The organism is Streptomyces polyasparticus, from assembly GCF_014493765.1.
In the GTDB taxonomy this organism is placed as follows: Bacteria; Actinomycetota; Actinomycetes; order Streptomycetales; family Streptomycetaceae; genus Streptomyces; species Streptomyces polyasparticus.
Genome location: NZ_JACTVJ010000001.1, coordinates 249,383 through 270,320, shown reverse-complemented (window position 1 = coordinate 270,320; position 20,938 = coordinate 249,383). Strand labels below are relative to the sequence as shown.

Here is a 20,938-nt window from a genome sequence, read left to right as displayed (position 1 = left end):
CGCACCGGGATCTTTAAGGAGCGCGAGAGACATGCCGGGCACTGTGACGATGTACAGCACCACGTGGTGCGGCTACTGCCAGCGGCTGAAGAAGCAGCTGGACCGCGAGGGCATCGCGTACAAGGAGATCAACATCGAGCACGACCCGGAGTCCGCGGCGTTCGTCGAGAAGGCGAACGGCGGCAACCAGACCGTGCCGACGGTCCTCTTCGAGGACGGCTCGACCCTGACGAACCCTTCGCTGGCCCAGGTGAAGCAGAAGGTCGGCGCCTGAGCGCGCCCGTAGGACCTGAGTGAGCGGGCTCTGCCGGTTTTCCGGCGGGGCCCGCTCCTTTTGGTTCGCCTCGGTCGTCTACGTCAGCAGATGCGGCGCCCGGCCCCGCACCTCTGCCATCACCGTGCCCGGCGAGGGGTTGACCATCGCGTGGCCGGCGACCACGACGGTCGGGACCGTTTCGTTGCCGTCCGCGACCGAGCGGACGAAGGCCGCCGCGTCCGCGTTCTCCCAGATGTTGACCTCGGTGCGCGGGAGTCGCCGCAGGCGCAGGGCCAGGCGCAGACGCATGCAGTACGGGCAGCCCGGGCGCCAATAGACCGTCACGCCCTCGTTGTTGCTCATCACGCCCCCGATCGCCGTCTCCGTATGAGGAGATGGTCCAGCAGGCTACTCCCCCGCTCGCAGTCGAGAGGATCACATGCGCACCGAGACCGATGTCCTCGTCCTGGGCGGCGCCGGCGTGGACACCATCGTCCATGTGCCGGAGCTGCCGCTGCCGTTCGCCGACAGTTACATGATCCGGCCGGGCATCGTCACGCGGGCCGGACAGAGCGGGGACTTCGTCGCCGTCTCGGTCGCCGCGCTGGGGCTGCGCACCCATCACCTGGACATGCTGGGCGACGACCACGAAGGCGAGCTCGTCCGGGCGCTGCACCGCGACCGTGACATCCCCTGCACCTTCGTACCGATGCCGGGCGGGACGAAGCGCGCGGTCAATCTCGTCGGTCCCGACGGGCGGCGGCTCTCGCTGTACGACGACTCGCGCTCCCAGGAGTCGGACCGGCTGCCCGAGGCGACCGTACGGAAGCTGGCCGGGGCGAGCCGGCACGCCCATGTCGTGATCACGTATCCGTGCGCCTTCGCGCTGCCGCTGCTGCGGGAGGCCGGTCCGACCGTCTCGACGGATCTGCACAACTGGGACGGCGAGAACCCGTACCACGAGCAGTTCGCGTACGAGGCGGACCTCGTCTTCCTGTCCGCGGCCGCGCTCTCCGATCCGGAGCGCACGCTACGGAAGATCGCGGCGCGCGGCCGGGCGCGGGTGGTGGTCGCGACCGCGGGGGCGGAGGGCGCCCTGATGCTGGCGGACGGGCAGCTCACGAAGGTGCCCGCCGTCGTGCCCCCGGCGCCCGTCGTCGACTCGAACGGTGCGGGGGACGCCTTCGCCGCCGGCTTCCTCTACGGGTGGCTCGGCGGCGAAGACTTGGAGCGGTGCGCTCTGTACGGGGCGGTCGCGGGGGCCTTCGCCTGTACGGTCCCGTCGACGAAGACGGACGCGATCAGCAGGGCCGAACTCGTCGCCCGCGCCGCGGAGTTGGACGCGACGCCGCGCGTCCAGCCCTCGAAGCCCACAGTGTCGCGCCTCTAGCCCTCGAACCCCACCGAGCCGTCCGGCAGGATCGCCTCGACCCGGGCGCCGTGCTCGACCGTACGGCTGACCGTGCAGAACTGTTCGTGGGTGAGGCGGACACCGCGGGCGAAGACCTCGGCCGCCTTGCCGTTGTTGGCGTCGGCGGGGATGTCCAGCTCGTATGTGACGCGGATCTTGCCGATCCGGCCGTCGTCCTCGGGGGTCGAGACCGACTCGATGGTGATCGCGAGGTCATCGTGCTCGACCGCGCGTGCCGTGCGGTCGAGCACCATGCCGCTGCAGCCACCCATCGCCGCGAGCAGCAGCTCGACGGGAGTGAAGGACGGCTGGGCCGAGTCGTCGTCGGCCGCGGCCATCCGGACCTCGGCGCCCCGTTCGTTGCGGGCGGTCCAGTCGCGGTAGCCGTTGCGGGTGGTTTCGATGCGGTAGTCGGCCATCGGTTCCTACGCCTTTCGCCCGGAAATGACCCTGTAAGGCAGGTTACGACCCCGTGGCCGGGAGCGGCTTGGGGAGCGGCTTGCCGTACCAGAGCTCGATGAGACGGGCCGCGATGGAGATGCCGTACGGCGGGATGACCTCGCCGGACTCGAAGGCGGCGCGCAGCTCGTCACGGGAGAACCAGCGGGCCTCCTCGATCTCGTCGCCGTCCACATTGATCTCGGCGGAGGTGGCACGGGCCATGAAGCCGAGCATCAGCGAGGACGGGAAGGGCCAGGGCTGGGACGCGACGTACTCGACCTCGCCGACCGTCACACCCGCCTCCTCGAAGACCTCGCGGCGCACCGACTGCTCGATGGACTCGCCGGGCTCCACGAAGCCCGCGAGGGTCGAGAAGCGGCCCTCGGGCCAGTGCACCTGACGGCCGAGCAGGAGGCGGTCCTCCTCGTCCGTGACGGCCATGATCACCGCCGGGTCCGTACGGGGGTAGTGCTCGGCGCCGCACGCGGGGCAGCGGCGGATGTGGCCGGCGGCGGCGATCTGGGTGCGCTCGGCGCAGCGGGAGCAGAAGCGGTGCATGCGCTGCCAGTTCTCCAGCGCCACCGCGTGCACCATCAGGCCCGCGTCGCGCGGCGAGAGCAGCAGTCCTGCCTCGCGCAGGCCCGCCGGGCGCGCGGACTGGTCCATGCGGCCGGGCAGCGTGTCCTTCTGCAGCGCGAAGTACCGTACGCCGTCCTCGTCGGTGCCGAGGAAGTAGCGGTGCACTTCGGTGTCCGGGGCCTCGAAGGTCGGCGTCATGACGATCTCGGTGCCGCCGTCGGCGGTGTCGTCGATGAGCACCTGGCCGCCGGAGACGACGAACACCCGGGTGGTGGGGTGGCTCCAGGCCGCGGCGAGCCAGGCCTCGTCGAGACGGTGGTGGGCCTCGCGGTCGATGCCGCTCGGCGCGGTGAGCGGGATGGGCCGGTCAGCGGTGCGGTCGGTCCAGGTGGTCACAGGAACTTCCAACTCCCCCGATGGAAAGGGCACTTAGGGCTACGGCGGCGGATACGGCAGGTGGTGGCGGCCTCGGGCGTCAGGTGCGCAGCGAGCCGGCCAGATCGGTCCACAGGTACGCGGCGGCCTCGACGCCCTTCATGAGCAGATCGAGTTCGACCTTCTCATTCGGTGCGTGCCAGCCGTCCGACGGTACGGAGATGCCCAGGAAGAGCACCGGCGACTCCAGTACGTCCTGAAGGTCGGCGGCCGGTCCCGAACCGCCCTCGCGTGTGAAGCGGACCGGCTGCTCGAACGCACGGCCCATGGAGCGCGCGACGGCTTCGAGCGCCGGGTGGTCGAGCGGGGTGAGGCAGGGGCGGGTGGCGCCGCTGAACGTGAGCGTGTGCCGGATGCCGGCGGGCATCTGTGCCTCGACCCACTGCGTGATGGCGGCCTCGACCCGGGCGGGGTCCTGGCCCGCGACGATGCGGAAGGAGAGCTTCACGAAGGCGCTGGAGGGGACGACCGTCTTGCCGCCCGCACCCTGGTAGCCGCCGCCGATGCCGTTGACCTCGGCGGTCGGGCGGGCCCAGATGCGCTCCAGGGTGGAGTAGCCCTGCTCGCCGTGGGCCGCGTACGACTTGGCCGTGCGCAGCCACTCCTGCTCGTCGAAGGGCAGCTCGGCGAAGAGGGCGCGCTCGCGGTCGGTGAGCTCGGTGATGCCGTCGTAGAAGCCGGGGATCGCGACCTTGTTCTCCGCGTCGTGGAGCGCGGCGACGATCCGGCCGGCGACGGTGGCCGGGTTGGGCACCGCACCGCCGAACGAACCGGAGTGGATGTCCTGGTCCGGGCCGCACAGCGAGAGCTCGCACTCGACGAGGCCGCGCATGCCGGTGCAGACGGTCGGGGTGGTCTCGGACCACATGCCGGTGTCGGAGACGATCACGGCGTCGGCGGCGAGGCGGCGGCGGTGCTGCTCGATCAGGGTGCGGAAGTGCGGGGAGCCGGACTCCTCCTCGCCCTCGATGAGGAGCTTGAGGTGCACGGCGGGGGTGGTGCGGCCCGTGGTCGCGAGGTGCGCGCGGACGCCCAGGGTGTGGAAGAAGACCTGACCCTTGTCGTCGGCGGCGCCGCGGGCGTAGAGCTGCCTGCCCTTCGTCTCCGGCTCGAACGGGTCGGTGTCCCAGCCGTCCTCGCGGGCGGCGGGCTGGACGTCGTGGTGGCCGTAGACCAGGACGGTGGGGGCGTCGGGGTCGTCGCTCGGCCACTCGGCGAAGACGGCGGGGGCGCCGGCCGTCTCCCAGACCTCCGTGACCGGGAAGCCGGTCTCCTTGAGCTTGGCGGCGAGCCAGTCCGCGCTGCGGCGTACATCGTCGGCGTGCTCGGGCTGGGCCGAGACGGAGGGGATGCGGAGCCAGTCCTTGAGGTCGTCGAGGAAGGCTTCGCTGTTCTGCTCGATGTACTGGCGGACGGCGTTGTCCGGGGTCTGGCTCATGCGTCGAGCCTAACGGAGGGTTTGTGTGTGCCCTGGTGGGGCGGGTGGGGTGGCCGTCTCGGGTGCGCTGCGGTTTGTTGCGGTCTCGTCGCCGGGTGCGGGGCGGTTGCGCCTGCGGCGGGCTTTTCTCCCCGCCCCTTCCCGCAACCGGGGCTCCGCCCCGGACCCCGCATCCGCACTTCGTGCGGATCTGCTCAATCGCCGCAGGGGCTGAATGTGAGCAACCGTTCCAGGTGCTCGCGGGTGGGCAGGTGTTCCGGGGTGGTGATCTTGCCCGTGCGGACGAAGACGAAGGACGCGGTCACCTTGTCCAGGGGGACGTCCTGCTGTTCCGCCCAGGCCAGGCGGTAGATCGCCAGCTGGAGCGGGTCGGCCGTGCCGCCGTGGCCCGTCTTCCAGTCGACGATCTCGTACGTGGTGCCCTCGGTGGTCCGCGTGCGGTAGACCGCGTCGATGCGGCCGCGGATCACCCGGCCCGCGATCGCCAGCTGGAAGGGCGCCTCGATCGCGTACGGGGTGCGGTGGGCGTATGCCGTGCGCTCGAAGGCGTCCTTGAGGGTCGCGAGGTCGTGCTCGTCGGCGATCTCGGCGTCGCCTCCGGGCAGTTCGTCCGGGTCGAGGAGCGGGAGTTCGAGCGCCTCGAAGCGGGACTCGACCCAGGCGTGGAACCGCGTGCCGCGCCGGGCCGAGGGCGCCGGCGGGCGCGGCATCGGGCGGGCCAGCTCACGGGCGAGGCCGTCGGGGTCGGTGGACAGGCGCAGCACCTGCGAGGCGCTGAGCGAGGCGGGCAGCGGCACGTCGTGCGAGGCGCGGCGCGAGCGCTGCAGCTCGGTGGCGAGCGCTTCGAGGTCGCGGTCCCAGGAGGCGACGGTGCGCAGGTCCTCGGGGGTGCGGGGGGTGCGGGCGCGGGGAACGGGGGTGGGGCGGACGTAGGTGGGGACGGGGATGGGGCGGACGTCGTGCGTGCGGTCCGCGGGACGCGGCTCGCGGGCCTGCTCCCCGACGCCTCGGGCCCTGTCCGCGGGGCGGGTATCGCCGGCAGCCCGGTCCGCAGGATGGGCGTCCTGCGTGCGCGAGGGCGCAGCGTCCGGGCGCTGGTGCGGCAGGCTGTCCCAGTCGGCCGGCTCCTCGTCCGCCCCGAACACCTCCTCGTCCTCCGCGTACAGCTCCTCGTACAGCTCCTCCGCGTCCTCCGGCTCCGGTGGCCACTCCGGGTCGTACGCGTCCTCGTGGGCCTCGTCGCTGGGGACGGCGGCCACGGAAGCGGACGGGTGGGGGTCGTCGTGGCCGTGGGACGGCTGGGCGTTGCGGAGCGCGTCGAGGTGGGCGAGGACCGTGGCCGCCGCGGCACGGCGGCGTGCGAGGGACTCGTCGTCGAGCGGGAGCGGCCAGGCGTGTTCGGCGGAGGCCTCCGCGAGGGCCGGGTTCTCGGCGTCGTCCGCGGGCTCGTCCGCCCACACCTCGATCTCGCCGTGACCGGCCGCGCAGTGCTCGTACAGGGCCTGGAGGAAGTCGGACGGGCCGCGCTTCTTCTTCTGGGTCGGGCCCCACCAGTGGCCGGAGCCGAGCAGGAGGGAGCGGGGGCGCGTGAACGTGACGTATCCCAGGCGCAGTTCCTCGGTGCGCTGGTGGTCCTTCATGTCTTCCTGGAACGCCTTGAGGCCCCGGCTGTCCCAGTCGCCGACCTCGGGCAGCGTGACCGCGTCACCGCGCAGGGCGTGCGGCAGGACCTTGGCCTGGGCGGTCCACTTCTCACGGCCCTGGCCGCTGGGGAAGGTGCCGGTGACCAGGCCGGGGACCACGACCACGTCCCACTCGAGGCCCTTGGACTTGTGGGCCGTGAGGACCTTCACCGTGTTCTCGCCGCCCGGCAGCGCGTTGTCCAGACCCTTCTCGTACTGCGCGGCCGTACGCAGGAAGGCGAGGAAGGCGAGGAGCGAGGCGGAGGGGTCGTTGGCGGCGAACGAGGCCGCTATGTCGAGGAAGTTGGAGAGCGTCTCGCGGCGGCGGGCGGCGAGCGCGTGCGGGGACGCGGAGAGTTCCACGTCGAGGCCGGTGACGGCGAGGACGCGGTGCAGGACGTCCATCAGGGGGTCGGCGAGCGAGCGGCGCAGTTCGCGCAGCTCGGTGGCCAGGCGCGCGAAGCGGACGCGCGCGTCCGGCGAGAACGGCAGATCGGTGTCGGCGGAGTCCGCGGGCTCCAGGAAGGTGTCGAGCGCGTCCGCGAGCGAGATCACCTCGGCCGGGTCGATGCCCTCGACGGCGGCGGCGAGCCGGGCGTCCGCATCGTCGTCGTCTGGATCCTGCGCGTGGTGGACGAGCATGCGCGCCCGCCGTCCGAGCAGCGCGAGGTCGCGCGGTCCGATCCGCCAGCGGGGCCCGGTGAGCAGCCGGACGAGCGAGGCGTTGGCGCCCGGGTCCTGCAGCACCTCGCACACGGCGACGAGGTCGGCGACCTCGGGCAGGTGGAGCAGTCCGGACAGGCCGACCACCTCGACCGGGATGTCCCGGGCGACCAGCGCTCCCTGGATCTCGGCGAAGTCCCCCGCGGTGCGGCAGAGCACGGCGATGTCCTTGGGCTCCTTGCCCGTACGGACGAGGTGCGCGACCGAGTCCGCTAGCCAGTCGATCTCCTGCGCGTGCGTCTGCGTCAGCGCGATCCGTACGACGCCGTCGCGTTCGGCGCCGGGGGCGGGGCGCAGCGCCTCGACACCGGCGTGCAGCTCGCGCAGCGGCTCGGCGAGCGTGTTGGCGAGGTCGAGGAGGCGGCCGCCGCTGCGGCGGTTCTCGGAGAGCGAGAAGCGCGCGGCGGGGCGGCCGTCGGCGTACGCGAAGTGCTCGGGGAAGTCGTCGAGGTTGGCGACCGAGGCGCCGCGCCAGCCGTAGATCGCCTGGCAGGGGTCGCCCACCGCGGTCACGGGATGGCCGGTGCCCGCGCCGAACAGGCCGGAGAGCAGGATGCGCTGGGCAACAGAGGTGTCCTGGTACTCGTCGAGCAGAACCACCCGGAACTCGTCGCGCAGGATCGCCCCGACCTCGGGCCGGGTGTCGGCGAGGGTGGCGGAGAGCGCGATCTGGTCGCCGAAGTCGAGGACGTCCTTGGCGCGCTTGGCCTCGCGATAGCGCCCGACGAGCTCGGCCAGTTCGAGGCGGGCGGCCGCGGCTTCGGGGACCTTGCGCAGCTCGGCGTTGCTGAGCTTGGCGCCCTCCAACTCCCGGAGGAGCTCCCGGTCGTACGCGCGCAGAGCACCCGGCTGTACGAGGTGCTCGGCGAGCTCGGAGTCGAGCGCGAGCAGATCGCTGACGAGGTCCGCGAAGGAGCGGGTGAGGTTCGGATAGGGGCCCGGGGCCTCGCGGAGGGTGCGGGCGGCGAGCTGGAAGCGGGTGGCGTCGGCGAGCAGGCGCACGGTCGGCTCGATGCCGATGCGCAGACCGTGGTCGGTCAGGAGGCGGCCCGCGAAGGCGTGGTACGTGGAGATCACGGGCTCGCCCGGGGGGTCGTCCGGGTCGAGGGTCTCCGGGTCGGTGATGCCCGCCTTGATCAGGGCGGCCCGGACGCGCTCGGCGAGCTCACCGGCCGCCTTGTTGGTGAACGTCAGGCCGAGCACCTGCTCCGGGGCGACCTGGCCCGTGCCCACCAGCCACACCACGCGTGCCGCCATCACCGTGGTCTTCCCCGACCCGGCTCCGGCCACGATCACCTGCGGGGCAGGCGGGGCCGTGATGCAGGCCGTCTGCTCCGGGGTGAAGGGGATGCCGAGCAGCTCCTTGAGCTGATCGGGGTGAGTGAGTCTTGCGGGCACGCTCCGAGGCTACTGGGGCGCTCTGACATCCGGGGGTGCCGTCGGACGGGGTGGGCGTGAACCCACCCCCGTTCGACGCGGGTCAGCTGCTGCCCATCTTCTTGCCCTGCACGACCTCCGACGCCGGCGGCGCCTTGACCACGATGGGCTCGTCGAAGGAGGAGAACGTGGCCGTGTTCTTCGCGGGCCCGTCCGTCTCGATGCGCAGCACGTAGGGCTTGCCCTCGGCCGCCACGTGCACCGTCACCTTGTTGTTCTGCTCGGACTTCGTCAGCGTGGCCGTGCGGCGGCCGTCGACCGTGGAGTCCGCGCCGCGCGTGGCTCCCTTGAGCCCGTCCGGCGTGAACAGCGACTCGATACGGCAGGTGGTGTCGGCCGCCTTGTCGGGGGACTTCACCCAGCGGCCCTGCGCGGCCTTCGCCGCCGCCTCGCCGCCGAGCGCCATCTTCATGAAGTCGGGCCCGCCCTTGGAGTACGAGGCCCCGTCGACGGTGACCGACTCGACCACTCCCACCATCGGGAGGTCCATCTTCGTGCGGCAGGTGCCGCTCGCGGCGACATCCATCTCCACCTTGGTGCGCTGGCCGCGCTGCTCGCCGTCGGTGACGAGGCGGAAGGACTTCGCGGACTTCATGGCCGCGGTCGCCTCGTCCGCGATGGTGCCGGCGCTCTTGCCGTCGAAGCTCTGCTCACCGCCGCCGCTCGAACATCCGGTCAGGGCGAGGCCCACGATGCCGACCGCGGCGAGCGACTTCCCGTACAGGCGCATTGCGTCATTCCTCCCGTTATGTGATCGAAGACACCCGGACCCTAACGGGAGAAAGGGGACGCAAAGGGCCCACACGCTCACTCGACGATGTGACGCCCCTCCGGACGGGCGCTGCACGAGGCCTGGAACGAGCAGTGGGTGCAGTGCTGGCCCGACGAGGGCCGGAAGCGTTCGTCGAGGACCTTGCCCGCGGCGTTCGCGAGCAGGTCGCCGACCCATTCGCCCTCGTTGAGCGGGCCCTGCGCCTGGACTCGGGGCAGGGCCTCGCCGCCGTCCTTCTTCGGCGCGGGCTGGCGCAGATGGACGAGCTCGGCGCCGCCCGGCTGCGGCCGCTCCCCGTCGAAGACCTCGTCGAGCGCGCCCTCGCGGACCGCCAGCTGATAGACGGCGAGCTGCGGATGGCGCTCGACCTCGGCGGCGGTGGGTGCGTTCTTGCCGGTCTTGAAGTCCACGACATAGGCGCGGCCCTGCGCGTCGGTCTCCACGCGGTCCATGGAGCCGCGGATACGGACCTCGACGTCGCCCGTCTCCAGGGTCACGTCGAAGCCGTGCTCGCTCGCGACGGGCGAACGGGTCGCGTTGGAGTCCACGTGCCAGCGCAGGAAGCGCTCCAGGGCCACCCGCGCGTTCTGCTTCTCCTGCGCGGACTTCCAGGGCGCGTCGAAGGACAGCGAGTCCCATACGGAGTCCAGGCGGGCCATCAGGACGTCGAGGTCGGCGGGCGTACGGCCCGAGGCGACCTCGTCGGCGAGGACGTGGACCACGTTGCCGAAGCCCTGCGCGGCGCTCGCGGGGGCGTCGGCCTTCACCTCGCGACCCAGGAACCACTGCAGCGAACAGGTGTTGGCCAGCTGGTCGAGCGCGCTGCCGGAGAGCGCGACGGGGCGGTCGCGGTCGCGCAGCGGGACCTTGCTGTGGGTGGGCTCGTACATGCCCCACCAGCGGTACGGGTGCGCCGAGGGCACGAGCGGGCGGCCGTCCTCGTCGCTGAGCGCGGCGAGTTTGGCCAGCCGTACGGCGGCGGCCTCGCGCAGCTCCTCGGAGGCGCGCGGGTCCACGGTGGTGGCGCGCAGCTCGGCGACGAGCGAGGCGACGGACAGGGGGCGGCGGGGGCGGGACGTTATGTCCTTGGCCTCGACGCCGAGTTCGGTGAGGAAGCGCGAGGGCTGGTCGCCGTCCTCGGCCGGTGCCTTCACGGCGGTGACGACGAGCCGTTCCTTGGCACGGGTCGCGGCCACGTAGAAGAGGCGGCGCTCCTCGGCGAGCAGCGCGCCCGGCGTGAGCGGTTCGGCGAGTCCGTCGCGGCCGATGCGGTCGGCTTCGAGCAGCGAGCCGCGGCGGCGCAGATCGGGCCAGAGGCCCTCCTGCACGCCGGCGACCACGACGAGCCGCCACTCCAGGCCCTTGGATCGGTGGGCGGTCATCAGGCGTACGGCGTCGGGGCGCACGGTCCGCTTGGTGAGGGTGTCCGCGGCGATGTCCTCGGCCTCGGCCTCCTCCAGGAAGTTGAGCGCGCCGCGGCCGCCGGTGCGCTCCTCGGCGCGGGCCGCGGTCGCGAACAGGGCGCACACCGCGTCGAGATCGCGGTCCGCGTTCCGGCCCGCGGCGCCGCCGCGGTAGGAGGCGCGCTCCAGGCGCAGGGGCCACGGGGTGCCGTCCCACAGTTCCCACAGGGCGTCCTCCGCGGTGCCGCCGCCGGCGAGCAGTTCGCGGGTCTTCAGGAGCAGCGCGCCGAGCCGCTGGGCGCCCTTCGCGTACGCGGGGTCGTGCGCGGCGAGCCGTTCGGGCTCGGCGAGTGCGCGGGCGAGGAGCTCGTCGGAGGGCCGGGGCGTGCGGTTGCCACCGGCCCGCTCCTCGTCGCGCAACGCGCGGCCGAGGCGGCGCAGGTCGGCGGGGTCCATGCCGGCGAGGGGGGAGCTGAGGAGGGTGAGCGCGGTCTCGGTGGACAGCCAGGAGGGGGCGACGCTGCCGTCGCGTGCGGCTGCCTCGTCCGCCTCGTCGCGCGCGGACGCCTCGCCGGTCGCGGCTTCGGCTTCGTCCTCCCGTACGGCTTCATCGCGCTCTTCCCGTACGGCCTCATCGCGCTCTTCCCGTACGGCTTCAACGCGCTCTTCCCGTACGGCTTCATCACGCTCTCCCCGTACGGCTTCAGCACCCGCCTCCCGTACGGCTTCATCGCCCTCTCCCCGTACCGAAAGCACCCCCTCCGCCACCGCCCGCAGCGCGAGCAGCAGGGTGGCGACGGCCGGTTCGTGGCGCAGGGCCAGGTCGTCGCCGTCGATTTCCAGGGGGACGCCGGCGGCCGTCAGGGAGCGGCGGATGCCGGGGATGGTGCGCGCGCCCGCGCGCACCAGGACCGCCATCTCCGACCATGGGACGCCGTCCTCCAGGTGCGCGCGGCGCAGCAGGTCGGCGATGTTGTCGAGTTCGGTGCCGGGGGTCGGATACGTGTAGACCTCGACGCCGCCGCCCTCGCGCAGCGCCGAGAGCTCGCGGTGGCGGCGGACCTTCTCGACCGGCAGGCGCGGCAACGGCATGCGGCGTGTGACCAGGCGGGTCGCGGCGAGCAGCTCCGCGCCCGAGCGGCGGGACGTGGTGAGCACCTCGACGGGCGCGGGGCGTCCGTCCTTACGGGGGAAGGCGTCCGGGAAGTCGAGGATGCCGTTCACGTCCGAGCCGCGGAAGGCGTAGATCGACTGGTCCGGGTCGCCGAAGGTCACCAGGGTGCGGCCGTCGCCGGCGAGCGCCCGCAGCAGGCGCACCTGGGAGGGGTCGGTGTCCTGGTACTCGTCGACGAAGACCGCGTCGTAGCGCAGCGCGAGCTGGGCGGCGACGTCCGGGCGGCGGGCGAGGAGCACGGCGCGGTGGACGAGTTCGGCGTAGTCGAGGACGCCCTGCGCGTCGAGGACGTCGAGGTACTCGGCGAGGAAGCCGGCCGCCGCGTTCCAGTCGGGGCGGCCGATCCGGCGGGCGAAGTCGGCCAGGGCGTCCGGGCCGAGGCCGAGTTCGCGGCTGCGGGCCAGGACCGCGCGGACCTCGTCGGCGAAGCCGCGGGTGGTCAGACAGGCGCGCAGCTCCTCGGGCCAGCGGATCAGGGCACGGCCCTCGGCGGCCAGTTCCAGCTCGCCTTCGAGCAGTTCGCGGACCATCACGTCCTGCTCGGGTCCGGAGAGCAGGCGCAGCGGGTTCACGAAGAGGTCGACGTCCTGATGGGCGCGGACCAGCGCGTAACAGAAGGAGTGGAACGTGGAGGCCTGCGGCGCCCGCACGCCGCCGATCCTGAGCGCCATCCGGTCGCGGAGTTCGACGGCCGCCTTGCGGCTGAAGGTGAGGACGAGGATCCGCTCGGGGTCCGTGCCCTCCTCGATGCGCCGCGTGACGGCCTCGACGAGCGTGGTGGTCTTGCCGGTGCCGGGTCCGGCCAGAACGAGAAGCGGTCCGCCTTCATGGTCAACCACCGCGCGCTGAGCTGCGTCAAGACGAGGGGGATCCACACGCGGCGGCCGGGTACGCACCAGGCGATACGCACCATGGGTCCCCGGACGCGTGGAAGCGTCCGGAGTGCGCCGGTCGGAAGTGGAGGAACTCACGTGGATCGCCGGTCCTGGTGGGTGTACGGAGTGGAAAGCGGTGGCTGTGACGGTCGCGGTCAGGGGATCGCGCCGGGGCTGCCGGGTGCGGAGGCAACGCGGTGACTGCCGCGCCCGACGCTACGCGAGTGCGGCCGCGCGTCTCTCCGCTTCCCGAGGTTCCTGCCCCTGGCCTGCGTGAACGCCGTATCCTGACCCCGCTTCCCCCGGACGGGCCCGCCATCGCCCCTGCGGCCGGCGCATACCGGAAGCTGTCATGTGTGAGTGGGCCCCTCAGCAGGCGCGCCGTCCCAGCGCGCCCGTCGCATGTCGAGCCGTTGGCTGCCGTCCCCGGCCGTGCGCAGCGGTGTGGCTTCCACCCGGTACTGCTCGAGCGCACGCCGCTCGTGCCCCGGCAGCAGCACACCGTCCGAGCGCACCACACGCCACCAAGGGACCGCGCCGCCATAGAGCGCCATCGCCCGGCCGACCTGACGGGGGCCGCCCTCGCCCAGCCATTCGGCGACATCGCCGTACGTCATGACCCGGCCCGGCGGGATCTGCTCGGCGACCTCGAGCACACGTTCGGCGTACTCAGGGATCTCGTGGATCTCAGGGGGCGGCTGCTGGCTCATCCGCTCCATGGTGCCGTACGGCACCGACAGTCCGGCGGGTCCGCGGCGACGGGCACCGGGCGGCAAGGCCCGGGCAAACTCTCACAACACCGGCACACGGTGTCTCTTGTTTGCACCCTGATGCCCCCTGACGTGGGTGGCTCATGCCACCATCATCCGGGCGGTGACTGGTGATACGAGATCAAAAAGCGACGGATGCCGAAGGTACGCAGGGAGCGGACGCCTCGAAGGGCGACGGCACCTCTGCCGCTTCGTCGCGCCCGGCCACCCCTGAGAACAACGGCATGGAAAGCCACGGCACGGTGAGCAACGGCAGGCGGCCGGAGCTGCACCACCACGAGCATCCGCTGGTGGACGGGACCATCGACCGGGTCGAGGGCGACGAGCCGCTGCTGCCCGCCCGCGTGCACCGGCCGTCCGACCTGATGCGGCTGCTCGTCGGCGCGCTGGCGATCGCCCTCCTTCTCGGTGTCGCCGCGTTCGCGCACGGCACCACGACCGGCCTCGAGGACGACATCGCCAAGCGGACCGGGGAGGCCCCGGATCTGCTGATCAAGTTCGCGGGCCTGGCGTCCAGCATCGCGGTGCTGCTCGTCCCCGTGGCCTTCGCGATCGAGCGGCTGATCAAGCGGGACGGGCTGCGCATCGCCGACGGTGTGCTCGCGGCCGTGCTGGCGCACGGGGTCACCCTGGCCACCGATCTCTGGGTCGCCGAGGCCGCGCCCGAATCCGTACGGGACGCGCTGACCCGGTTCAACGAGGCGGGCCAGCTGACCGACCCGGTGCACGGCTATCTCGCCCCGGTGATCGCGTACATGACGGCCGTCGGGCTTTCGCGGCGGCCGCGCTGGCGGGTGCTGCTGTGGGCGGTGCTGCTGCTCGACGCGGTCTCGATGCTGGTCGCCGGGTACACGACCCCCTTCTCGATCATCCTGACCGTCCTGATCGGCTGGTCCGTCGCGTACGGAACGCTGTACGCGGTCGGTTCGCCCAACGTCCGGCCCACCGCGCAGAACCTCCTCAGCGGTCTGCGCCATGTCGGCTTCAAGCCGGTGAGCGCGGCGCGTGCGGAGGACGTGGGGGACACGCCGGACAGCGGCGACCGCGGCCGGCACTACTTCGTGACGCTCGAGGACGGGCCGCCGCTGGACATCACGGTGGTCGACCGTGAACAGCAGGCGCACGGCTTCTTCTACCGGGTGTGGCGGCGTCTGACGCTGCGCTCCCTGACCACCCGCAGGTCGCTGCTCTCGCTGCGTCAGGCCCTCGAACAGGAGGCGCTGCTCGCGTACGCGGCGATCGCGGCCGGTGCCAACGCCCCCAAGCTGATCGCCACATCCGAGCTGGGTCCCGATGCCGTCATGCTCGTGTACGAGCACACCGGCGGGCGCAGTCTCGACTCGCTCGACGACGAAGCGATCACCGACGGGCTGATGCGGGACACCTGGCGCCAGGTGCAGGCGCTGCAGTCGCGACGGATCGCGCACCGGCGGCTCGCCGGCGACGCGATTCTGGTGGATCGTTCCGGCAAGGTGATCATCACCGATCTCCGGGGCGGTGAGATCGCCGCCGGGGATCTGCTGCTCCGCATGGACATCGCGCAGCTCCTGACCACGTTCGGGCTGCGGGTCGGCGCCGAGCGGTCCGTCGCCGCGGCGGTCGAGGTGCTCGGCGGTGACACCGTCGCGGACTGTCTGCCGCTGCTGCAGCCGATCGCTCTGTCGCGCACCACGCGGGCGGAGCTGCGCAAGCTCAGCAGGGAGCGGGGCGAGCGTGAGCGCGAGGCGGTGCTCGAGGCCTCGCGGCTCTCCAAGGAGGCACGGGCCGCAGAGTCCGGCGCCTCAGGGGCGGAGGATCTGCTCCGCAAGACCAGCAAGGCCGAGCGGCAGGCGGAGAAGCGGGCCATCGACGAGGCCCTCGAAGAGGCCCGCGAGGAGGATCTGCTCACCCAGATCCGCCACCAGGTGCTCAGCATCCGTCCGCAGGCACCGGTCGAGCCGGCCCAGCTGGAGCGGATCAAGCCGCGCACGCTGATCAGCTGGATCGCGGGCGCGTTCGCCGCGTACTTCCTGTTCGGTCAGCTGACCAAGTTCGAGTTCGACCAGTTGCAGAACGCCGAGTGGGGCTGGGTGGCGGCCGCGGTCGCGTTCTCCGCGCTCAGTTATCTGGCCGCGGCCATGAGCCTGCTCGGCTTCGTACCGGAGCGGGTGCCGCTGCTTCGGACCATCGCGGCACAGGTGGCCGGGTCCTTCGTGAAGGTGGTGGCACCGGCCGCGGTCGGCGGCGTGGCGCTCAACACGCGCTTCCTGCAGCGGGCCGGAGTGCGCTCCGGTCTCGCGGTGGCGAGCGTCGGTGCCTCGCAGCTGTTCGGGCTCGGGGCGCACATTCTGCTGCTCCTGACGTTCGGCTATCTGACCGGGACCGAGAACAAGGCGGATCTCACGCCGTCCCGCGCGGTGATCGCCGGGCTCCTCACGGCCGCGGTGCTCGTCCTCGTGGTGACCGCGGTGCCGTTGCTGAGGAAGTTCGTGTCCACGCGGGTGCGCTCGCTCTTCGCGGGTGTCGTGCCGCGCATGCTGGACGTGCTGCAGCGGCCGCAGAAGCTGCTCACGGGCATCGGCGGAATGCTGCTCCTGACGGCGTCCTTCGTGATGTGTCTGTACGCGTGTCTGGTGGCGTTCGGCGCGGACGCGTCCTCGGTGAGTCTGGCCGGGGTCGCCGTGGCCTTCCTCGCGGGCAACGCGATCGGGTCGGCGGCGCCGACACCCGGTGGTGTGGGCGCGGTGGAGCTGGCGCTCTCCGGTTTCCTGGTGCTCTCCGCCGGTGTACCGACGGAGATCGCCGCGCCGGCGGTGCTGCTCTACCGTCTGCTCACTCTGTGGCTGCCGGTCCTCCCCGGATGGCTGGCGTTCAACCACCTCACCCGCAAGGGCGCGCTCTGAGCCTTGCGGGAGCTCCGCCCCCGGTCCCCCGGGCGCGGTCAGAACGTCAGCAACACCGTCGCCAGCAGCGCCGCCGAGCCCATGACCTCGATCGCGCCCACCACCGGCACCTTCACGCCGCGGCCCGGCAGTACGACGGCCCGTACGAGATAGGCGGCGAACGGCAGCGCGAGCCAGGGGCTCAGGAGCGCCGCCGCGCACAGGGCGAGCGCGTGGTAGCCCACCGAACCGCGGTAGTACGCGCGGGAGTTGCGCTCGCGGATCATCGTCTTCACGTACGGGACCGTGCCCGCGAAGTAGAGGAGACAGGCGAGCGCCGGGGCGAGAGCGCCCCAACCGCCCTCCCCCAGGCGGTAGGTGACCAGGAGCATGCCGCAGGCAGGGACCACCGCGAGCAGGCCGTTGAGCAGGGCGCGTTCCTTGTTGCGCCGGGCGTACCAGGTGTTGGCGAGCACGAACGGGGCCGCGGCGGCGCACGCGAGCAGCAGCCATGGGCAGAGGACCGCGAGCGGCAGGCCGAACGCGGCGAAGAGCGCGCCGAGGACCAGCGCCGGGCGGATGTGGCGGCGGGGCGCCTTCGGATTGCGGGAGATCCGCGAGAGCCGGAGCCACTGCTGGGCGTGGTAGGCCGCCATGTAGCCGAGCAGCCAGGCCGCGAGCAGCGGCAGATGCGCCCAGCGCGGTGTGCCGAGGAAGGTGCCGGCGAGGAACGGCACCGCGAGCATCGCCCACGCGCCGTGCTGGTCCGGCAGCCAGCGGCTGCGACCACCGCTACGGCTGCGACCACCGCTACGGCTGCGGCCACCGCTACGACTGCGGCTCACAAATTCCTCCCGGCTCCACAAGATTGACGCCTCCCACCTTCGCATCGCGGGTCCTGGGGAAGTCAGGGAAGAGGTCCCTGTCGTACGGGACCTCTGTCACCGGAAGCACCCGGAATGCGGGCATAGCCTCGAATGAAGCCAATTCCACAGGTGTTTCCACAGGTGTCCGGAGGGACGAGGCGTGCAGCAGGACAGCAAGAGCGCTGCCGAAGCATTGATCAAGGCCGGTGGTTTCTTCCGCCGTTCCGGAGCGTCCGAGGTCTCCGACGACCTGCGCACCATCACGCATACCGGCGGCCGCGCGGCCGAGGTCTTCTACCGTGACCGCTGGAGCCACGACAAGGTCGTGTATTCCACGCACGGCGTGAACTGCACCGGATCGTGCCGCTGGAAGGTGTACGTCAAGGACGGCATCATCACCTGGGAGACCCAGGCCACGGACTATCCGTCGACCGGCCCGGACAGGCCCGAATACGAGCCGCGCGGATGCCCCCGGGGCGCTTCCTTTTCCTGGTACAGCTACTCCCCCACCCGCGTGCGCTATCCGCTGATCCGCGGCGTGCTCCTGGAGATGTACCGCGAGGCCAAGAAGCGTCTGAAGGACCCGGTCCTGGCCTGGGCCGACATCCAGAACGACCCCGAGCGCCGGCGCAAATACCAGAAGGCGCGCGGCAAGGGCGGCCTGGTGCGGGCCAGTTGGGAGGAGGCGACGGAGATCGCAGCCGCGGCCCATGTGCACACCATCAAGAACCACGGCCCCGACCGCGTCGCCGGCTTCTCGCCGATTCCCGCGATGTCGATGGCCTCGCATGCGGCCGGTGCGCGTTTCCATTCGCTGATCGGCGCGCCGATGCTCTCCTTCTACGACTGGTACGCGGACCTTCCGGTGGCCTCTCCGCAGGTTTTCGGCGACCAGACGGACGTGCCGGAATCCGGTGACTGGTGGGACGCCGCGTATCTGATGATGTGGGGCTCGAATGTGCCGGTGACGCGTACACCGGACGCCCACTGGATGGCCGAGGCGCGGTATCGCGGCCAGAAGGTCGTCACCGTCTCGCCGGATTTCGCGGACAACACCAAATTCGCCGACGAGTGGATGCATCCGCACCCCGGCACGGACGGTGCGCTCGCGCTGGCCATGGGCCACGTCATCCTCAAGGAATTCTTCGTCGACAAGAAGACGGATTTCTTCGAGAACTACGTACGGCAGTACACCGATCTCCCCTTCCTCGTCAGCCTCGGCGAGGGCGAGCAGGGGCTGGTGCCCGGCAAGTTCCTGACCGCCGCCGACCTCGGCCAGGAGACCGAGAACGCGCAGTGGAAGACCGTGCTCGTCGACGACGCGACCGGTGAACTGACCGTTCCCAACGGCACGTTGGGCCACCGCTGGGGCAGGAACGAGACCCCCGAGTGGAATCTGGACCTCGGGACCACCGAGCCCCGGCTCTCCCTCATCGACCACGCCGACGACCGCGTCACGGTCACACTGCCGCGCTTCGACGAGGACGGCGTGATGCGCCGCGGCGTCCCCGTCCGCCGCGTCGGCGACCGGCTGGTCACCACCGTCTTCGACCTGCTGCTCGCCCAGTACGGCGTGGAGCGCGCGGGGCTGCCCGGCGAATGGCCCACGTCGTACGAGGACACCGAGACCCCCGGCACCCCCGGCTGGCAGGAGACCCTCACCTCCGTCCCCGCCGCTCAAGCCACCCGTGTGGCGCGGGAGTTCGCGCAGACCGCCGTGGACTCCGAGGGCCGCTGCATGATCCTCATGGGCGCGGGCACCAACCACTGGTTCCACTCCGAGACGATCTACCGCGCCTTCCTCGCGCTGCTCACGATGACCGGCTGCCAGGGCCGCAACGGCGGTGGCTGGGGCCACTACGTCGGCCAGGAGAAGTGCCGCCCCGTGACGGGGTGGGCCACGCTCGCGAGCGCGAGCGACTGGGGCCGGCCGCCCCGGCACATGATCGGCGCGGGCTGGTTCTACCTCCACACCGACCAGTGGCGTTACGACTCGCTGCCCGCCGACGCGCTCGCCTCGCCCCTCGGCGACGGCCGCTTCGAGGGCATGACCGGCGCCGACTGTCTGGCCGCGTCCGCGCGGATGGGCTGGATGCCCTCGTATCCGACCTTCGACCGCAATCCCCTGGAGCTGGGGGACCACGACGATCCGGTCGCGCACACCGTCCGGATGCTCAAGGACGGCGAACTCGGTTTCGCCGGCGAGGACCCGGACGCCCCCGGCAACTGGCCGCGCGTGCTCAACGTATGGCGGGCGAATCTGCTCGGGTCGAGCTCCAAGGGCAACGAGTACTTCCTCAAGCACCTGCTCGGCACGCACTCCAACCTGCCCGAGGACGGGCCGCGTTGTGAGCCGCGCGATGTGACCTGGCACGAGGAGGACGTCGAGGGCAAGCTCGATCTGCTGCTCACGATGGACTTCCGGATGACCTCGACGACGCTGCTCGCGGATGTCGTGCTGCCGGCGGCCACCTGGTACGAGAAGCACGATCTGTCGTCCACCGACATGCATCCCTTCCTGCACGCGTTCACGCCGGCCGTGGACCCGCCGTGGCAGGCGCGTTCGGACTACGACGCGTTCCACGCGATAGCCAAGCGCTTCGGCGAGCTGGCCAAGGAGCACCTGGGCGTCCGCAAGGACCTCGTCGCGACCGCGCTGCAGCACGACACCCCCGGCGGCGAGATGGCGCAGCCCGGCGGTGTGGCGCTCGACTGGTCGAAGGGCGAGTGCGAGCCGATTCCCGGCAGGACCATGTACAACCTCACGGTCGTCGAGCGGGACTACGGCGCGGTCGGCGAGAAGTTCGCCGCGCTCGGCCCGCTGGTCGACACCCTCGGTGTGACCACGAAGGCGATCACCTTCGATGTGGCCGAGGAGGTCGCGTATCTGCAGAGCAAGAACGGGACCGTACGCGGTGGAATCGCCGACGGGCGGCCGAAGCTGGAGACGGCGCAGCAGGCCTGCGAGGCGATCCTGTCGCTCTCCGGGACCTCCAACGGGCGCCTGGCGACCCAGGGTTTCCACACCCTGGAGCAGAAGGTCGGCACGGAGATGGCGCATCTCGCCGCCGAGGCCGAGGGCAAGCGGATCACCTTCGCGGACACCCAGGCCCGTCCCGTACCGGTCATCACGAGTCCGGAGTGGTCCGGCAGCGAGTCCGGCGGCCGCCGCTACACGGCGTTCACCGTGAACACCGAGCACCTCAAGCCCTGGCACACCCTCACCGGACGCCAGCACTTCTTCCTCGACCACGACTGGATCCACGAGGTCGGCGAGGCGCTGCCCACGTACAAGCCGCCGCTGGACATGAACCGGCTGTACGGGGAGCCGAAGCTCGGCACCGTGGAGGAGAAGTCGGTCGCCGTGCGGTATCTGACCCCGCACAACAAGTGGGCGATCCACAGCCAGTACCAGGACAACCTGTTCATGATGACGCTCGGCCGCGGCGGTCAGACGGTGTGGATGTCGCCGCAGGACGCCGAGTCCATCGGGGTCAAGGACAACGACTGGATCGAGGCGGTCAACCGCAACGGCGTGATCACGGCCCGCGCGATCGTCTCGCACAAGATGCCGCCCGGCACGGTGTACATGAACCACGCGCAGGAGCGCACGGTCGGTGTGCCGAAGACGGAGAAGACCGGCAGGCGCGGCGGTATCCACAACTCGCTGACCCGGATCATGCTCAAGCCCACCCATCTCGTGGGCGGCTACGCCCAGTTGACCTGGGCCTTCAACTACCTCGGCCCGACCGGTAACCAGCGCGACGAGGTCACTGTCATCCGCCGCCGCAACCAGGATGTGGAGTTCTAGTCCC

13 protein-coding genes are annotated in these 20,938 nt (G+C 71.5%); 4 read left to right on the top strand and 9 right to left on the bottom strand.

Translation table 11 applies throughout. From position 1 onward, the window contains the following. The first annotated feature begins 31 nt into the window (after positions 1-31). The gene (locus H9Y04_RS01075; RefSeq protein WP_165332969.1) at positions 32-274 is read left to right on the top strand and encodes a mycoredoxin; all 243 of its coding nucleotides are present in this window, start codon (positions 32-34) and stop codon (positions 272-274) included. 78 nt (positions 275-352) lie between these two features. Here the strand turns inward: H9Y04_RS01075 and H9Y04_RS01070 are convergent, their stop codons facing one another. Next, positions 353-619, bottom strand: coding sequence for a glutaredoxin domain-containing protein (locus tag H9Y04_RS01070; protein WP_187811681.1), 267 nt, complete (start codon positions 617-619; stop codon positions 353-355). A 76-nt stretch (positions 620-695) separates the two neighbouring features. Here H9Y04_RS01070 and H9Y04_RS01065 point away from each other — a divergent pair, with 76 nt between their 5' ends. Then, positions 696-1,646 carry an adenosine kinase gene (locus H9Y04_RS01065; protein ID WP_187811680.1) on the top strand — a complete coding sequence of 317 codons (951 nt, stop codon included), beginning with the start codon at positions 696-698 and terminating at the stop codon, positions 1,644-1,646. Here H9Y04_RS01065 and H9Y04_RS01060 read toward each other — a convergent pair. From H9Y04_RS01060 to H9Y04_RS01030, 7 genes are all read right to left on the bottom strand, one after another. After that, positions 1,643-2,086, bottom strand: coding sequence for an OsmC family protein (locus tag H9Y04_RS01060; protein WP_187811679.1), 444 nt, complete (start codon positions 2,084-2,086; stop codon positions 1,643-1,645). The genes H9Y04_RS01065 and H9Y04_RS01060 overlap by 4 nt on opposite strands. Before the next feature lie 43 nt (positions 2,087-2,129). Further along, positions 2,130-3,083: an NAD(+) diphosphatase gene (nudC, locus tag H9Y04_RS01055; protein ID WP_187811678.1), complete on the bottom strand. Its 954-nt coding sequence runs from the start codon at positions 3,081-3,083 to the stop codon at positions 2,130-2,132. Positions 3,084-3,162: 79 nt separating this feature from the next. Continuing rightward, positions 3,163-4,560 (bottom strand): dipeptidase, encoded by a 1,398-nt coding sequence (locus tag H9Y04_RS01050; RefSeq protein WP_187811677.1) that lies wholly within the window; start codon positions 4,558-4,560, stop codon positions 3,163-3,165. A 194-nt stretch (positions 4,561-4,754) separates the two neighbouring features. Then, complete coding sequence (locus H9Y04_RS01045) at positions 4,755-8,363, bottom strand: ATP-dependent helicase (protein WP_187811676.1); 3,609 nt, start codon at positions 8,361-8,363, stop codon at positions 4,755-4,757. Positions 8,364-8,445: 82 nt separating this feature from the next. Next, positions 8,446-9,132 (bottom strand): hypothetical protein, encoded by a 687-nt coding sequence (locus tag H9Y04_RS01040; protein WP_187811675.1) that lies wholly within the window; start codon positions 9,130-9,132, stop codon positions 8,446-8,448. A gap of 77 nt (positions 9,133-9,209) precedes the next feature. Further along, positions 9,210-12,722, bottom strand: coding sequence for an ATP-dependent helicase (locus tag H9Y04_RS01035; RefSeq protein WP_187811674.1), 3,513 nt, complete (start codon positions 12,720-12,722; stop codon positions 9,210-9,212). A gap of 254 nt (positions 12,723-12,976) precedes the next feature. Continuing rightward, positions 12,977-13,345: an MGMT family protein gene (locus tag H9Y04_RS01030; RefSeq protein WP_187811865.1), complete on the bottom strand. Its 369-nt coding sequence runs from the start codon at positions 13,343-13,345 to the stop codon at positions 12,977-12,979. Positions 13,346-13,620: 275 nt separating this feature from the next. Here H9Y04_RS01030 and H9Y04_RS01025 point away from each other — a divergent pair, with 275 nt between their 5' ends. Next, positions 13,621-16,278 carry a lysylphosphatidylglycerol synthase transmembrane domain-containing protein gene (locus H9Y04_RS01025; RefSeq protein WP_187811673.1) on the top strand — a complete coding sequence of 886 codons (2,658 nt, stop codon included), beginning with the start codon at positions 13,621-13,623 and terminating at the stop codon, positions 16,276-16,278. Between the two features lie 38 nt (positions 16,279-16,316). On the opposite strand, the gene H9Y04_RS01020 is transcribed toward H9Y04_RS01025, so the two are convergent. Then, the gene (locus tag H9Y04_RS01020) at positions 16,317-17,102 is read right to left on the bottom strand and encodes a YwiC-like family protein (RefSeq protein WP_308800814.1); all 786 of its coding nucleotides are present in this window, start codon (positions 17,100-17,102) and stop codon (positions 16,317-16,319) included. Positions 17,103-17,283: 181 nt separating this feature from the next. Between H9Y04_RS01020 and H9Y04_RS01015 the strand changes: the two genes are divergently transcribed. After that, entirely contained in the window at positions 17,284-20,934 is a 3,651-nt protein-coding gene (locus H9Y04_RS01015; protein WP_187811671.1) for a nitrate reductase subunit alpha, read from the top strand. The last annotated feature ends 4 nt before the right edge of the window (positions 20,935-20,938 follow it).

What these genes read in the sequence shown, in the direction of transcription:
- H9Y04_RS01075 (WP_165332969.1), top strand. Translation starts at nt 32, where the DNA reads ATGCCGGGCACTGTGACGATGTACAGCACCACGTGGTGCGGCTACTGC.
- H9Y04_RS01070 (WP_187811681.1), bottom strand. Translation starts at nt 619, where the DNA reads ATGAGCAACAACGAGGGCGTGACGGTCTATTGGCGCCCGGGCTGCCCG.
- H9Y04_RS01065 (WP_187811680.1), top strand. Translation starts at nt 696, where the DNA reads ATGCGCACCGAGACCGATGTCCTCGTCCTGGGCGGCGCCGGCGTGGAC.
- H9Y04_RS01060 (WP_187811679.1), bottom strand. Translation starts at nt 2,086, where the DNA reads ATGGCCGACTACCGCATCGAAACCACCCGCAACGGCTACCGCGACTGG.
- H9Y04_RS01050 (WP_187811677.1), bottom strand. Translation starts at nt 4,560, where the DNA reads ATGAGCCAGACCCCGGACAACGCCGTCCGCCAGTACATCGAGCAGAAC.
- H9Y04_RS01040 (WP_187811675.1), bottom strand. Translation starts at nt 9,132, where the DNA reads ATGCGCCTGTACGGGAAGTCGCTCGCCGCGGTCGGCATCGTGGGCCTC.
- H9Y04_RS01030 (WP_187811865.1), bottom strand. Translation starts at nt 13,345, where the DNA reads ATGGAGCGGATGAGCCAGCAGCCGCCCCCTGAGATCCACGAGATCCCT.
- H9Y04_RS01025 (WP_187811673.1), top strand. Translation starts at nt 13,621, where the DNA reads ATGGAAAGCCACGGCACGGTGAGCAACGGCAGGCGGCCGGAGCTGCAC.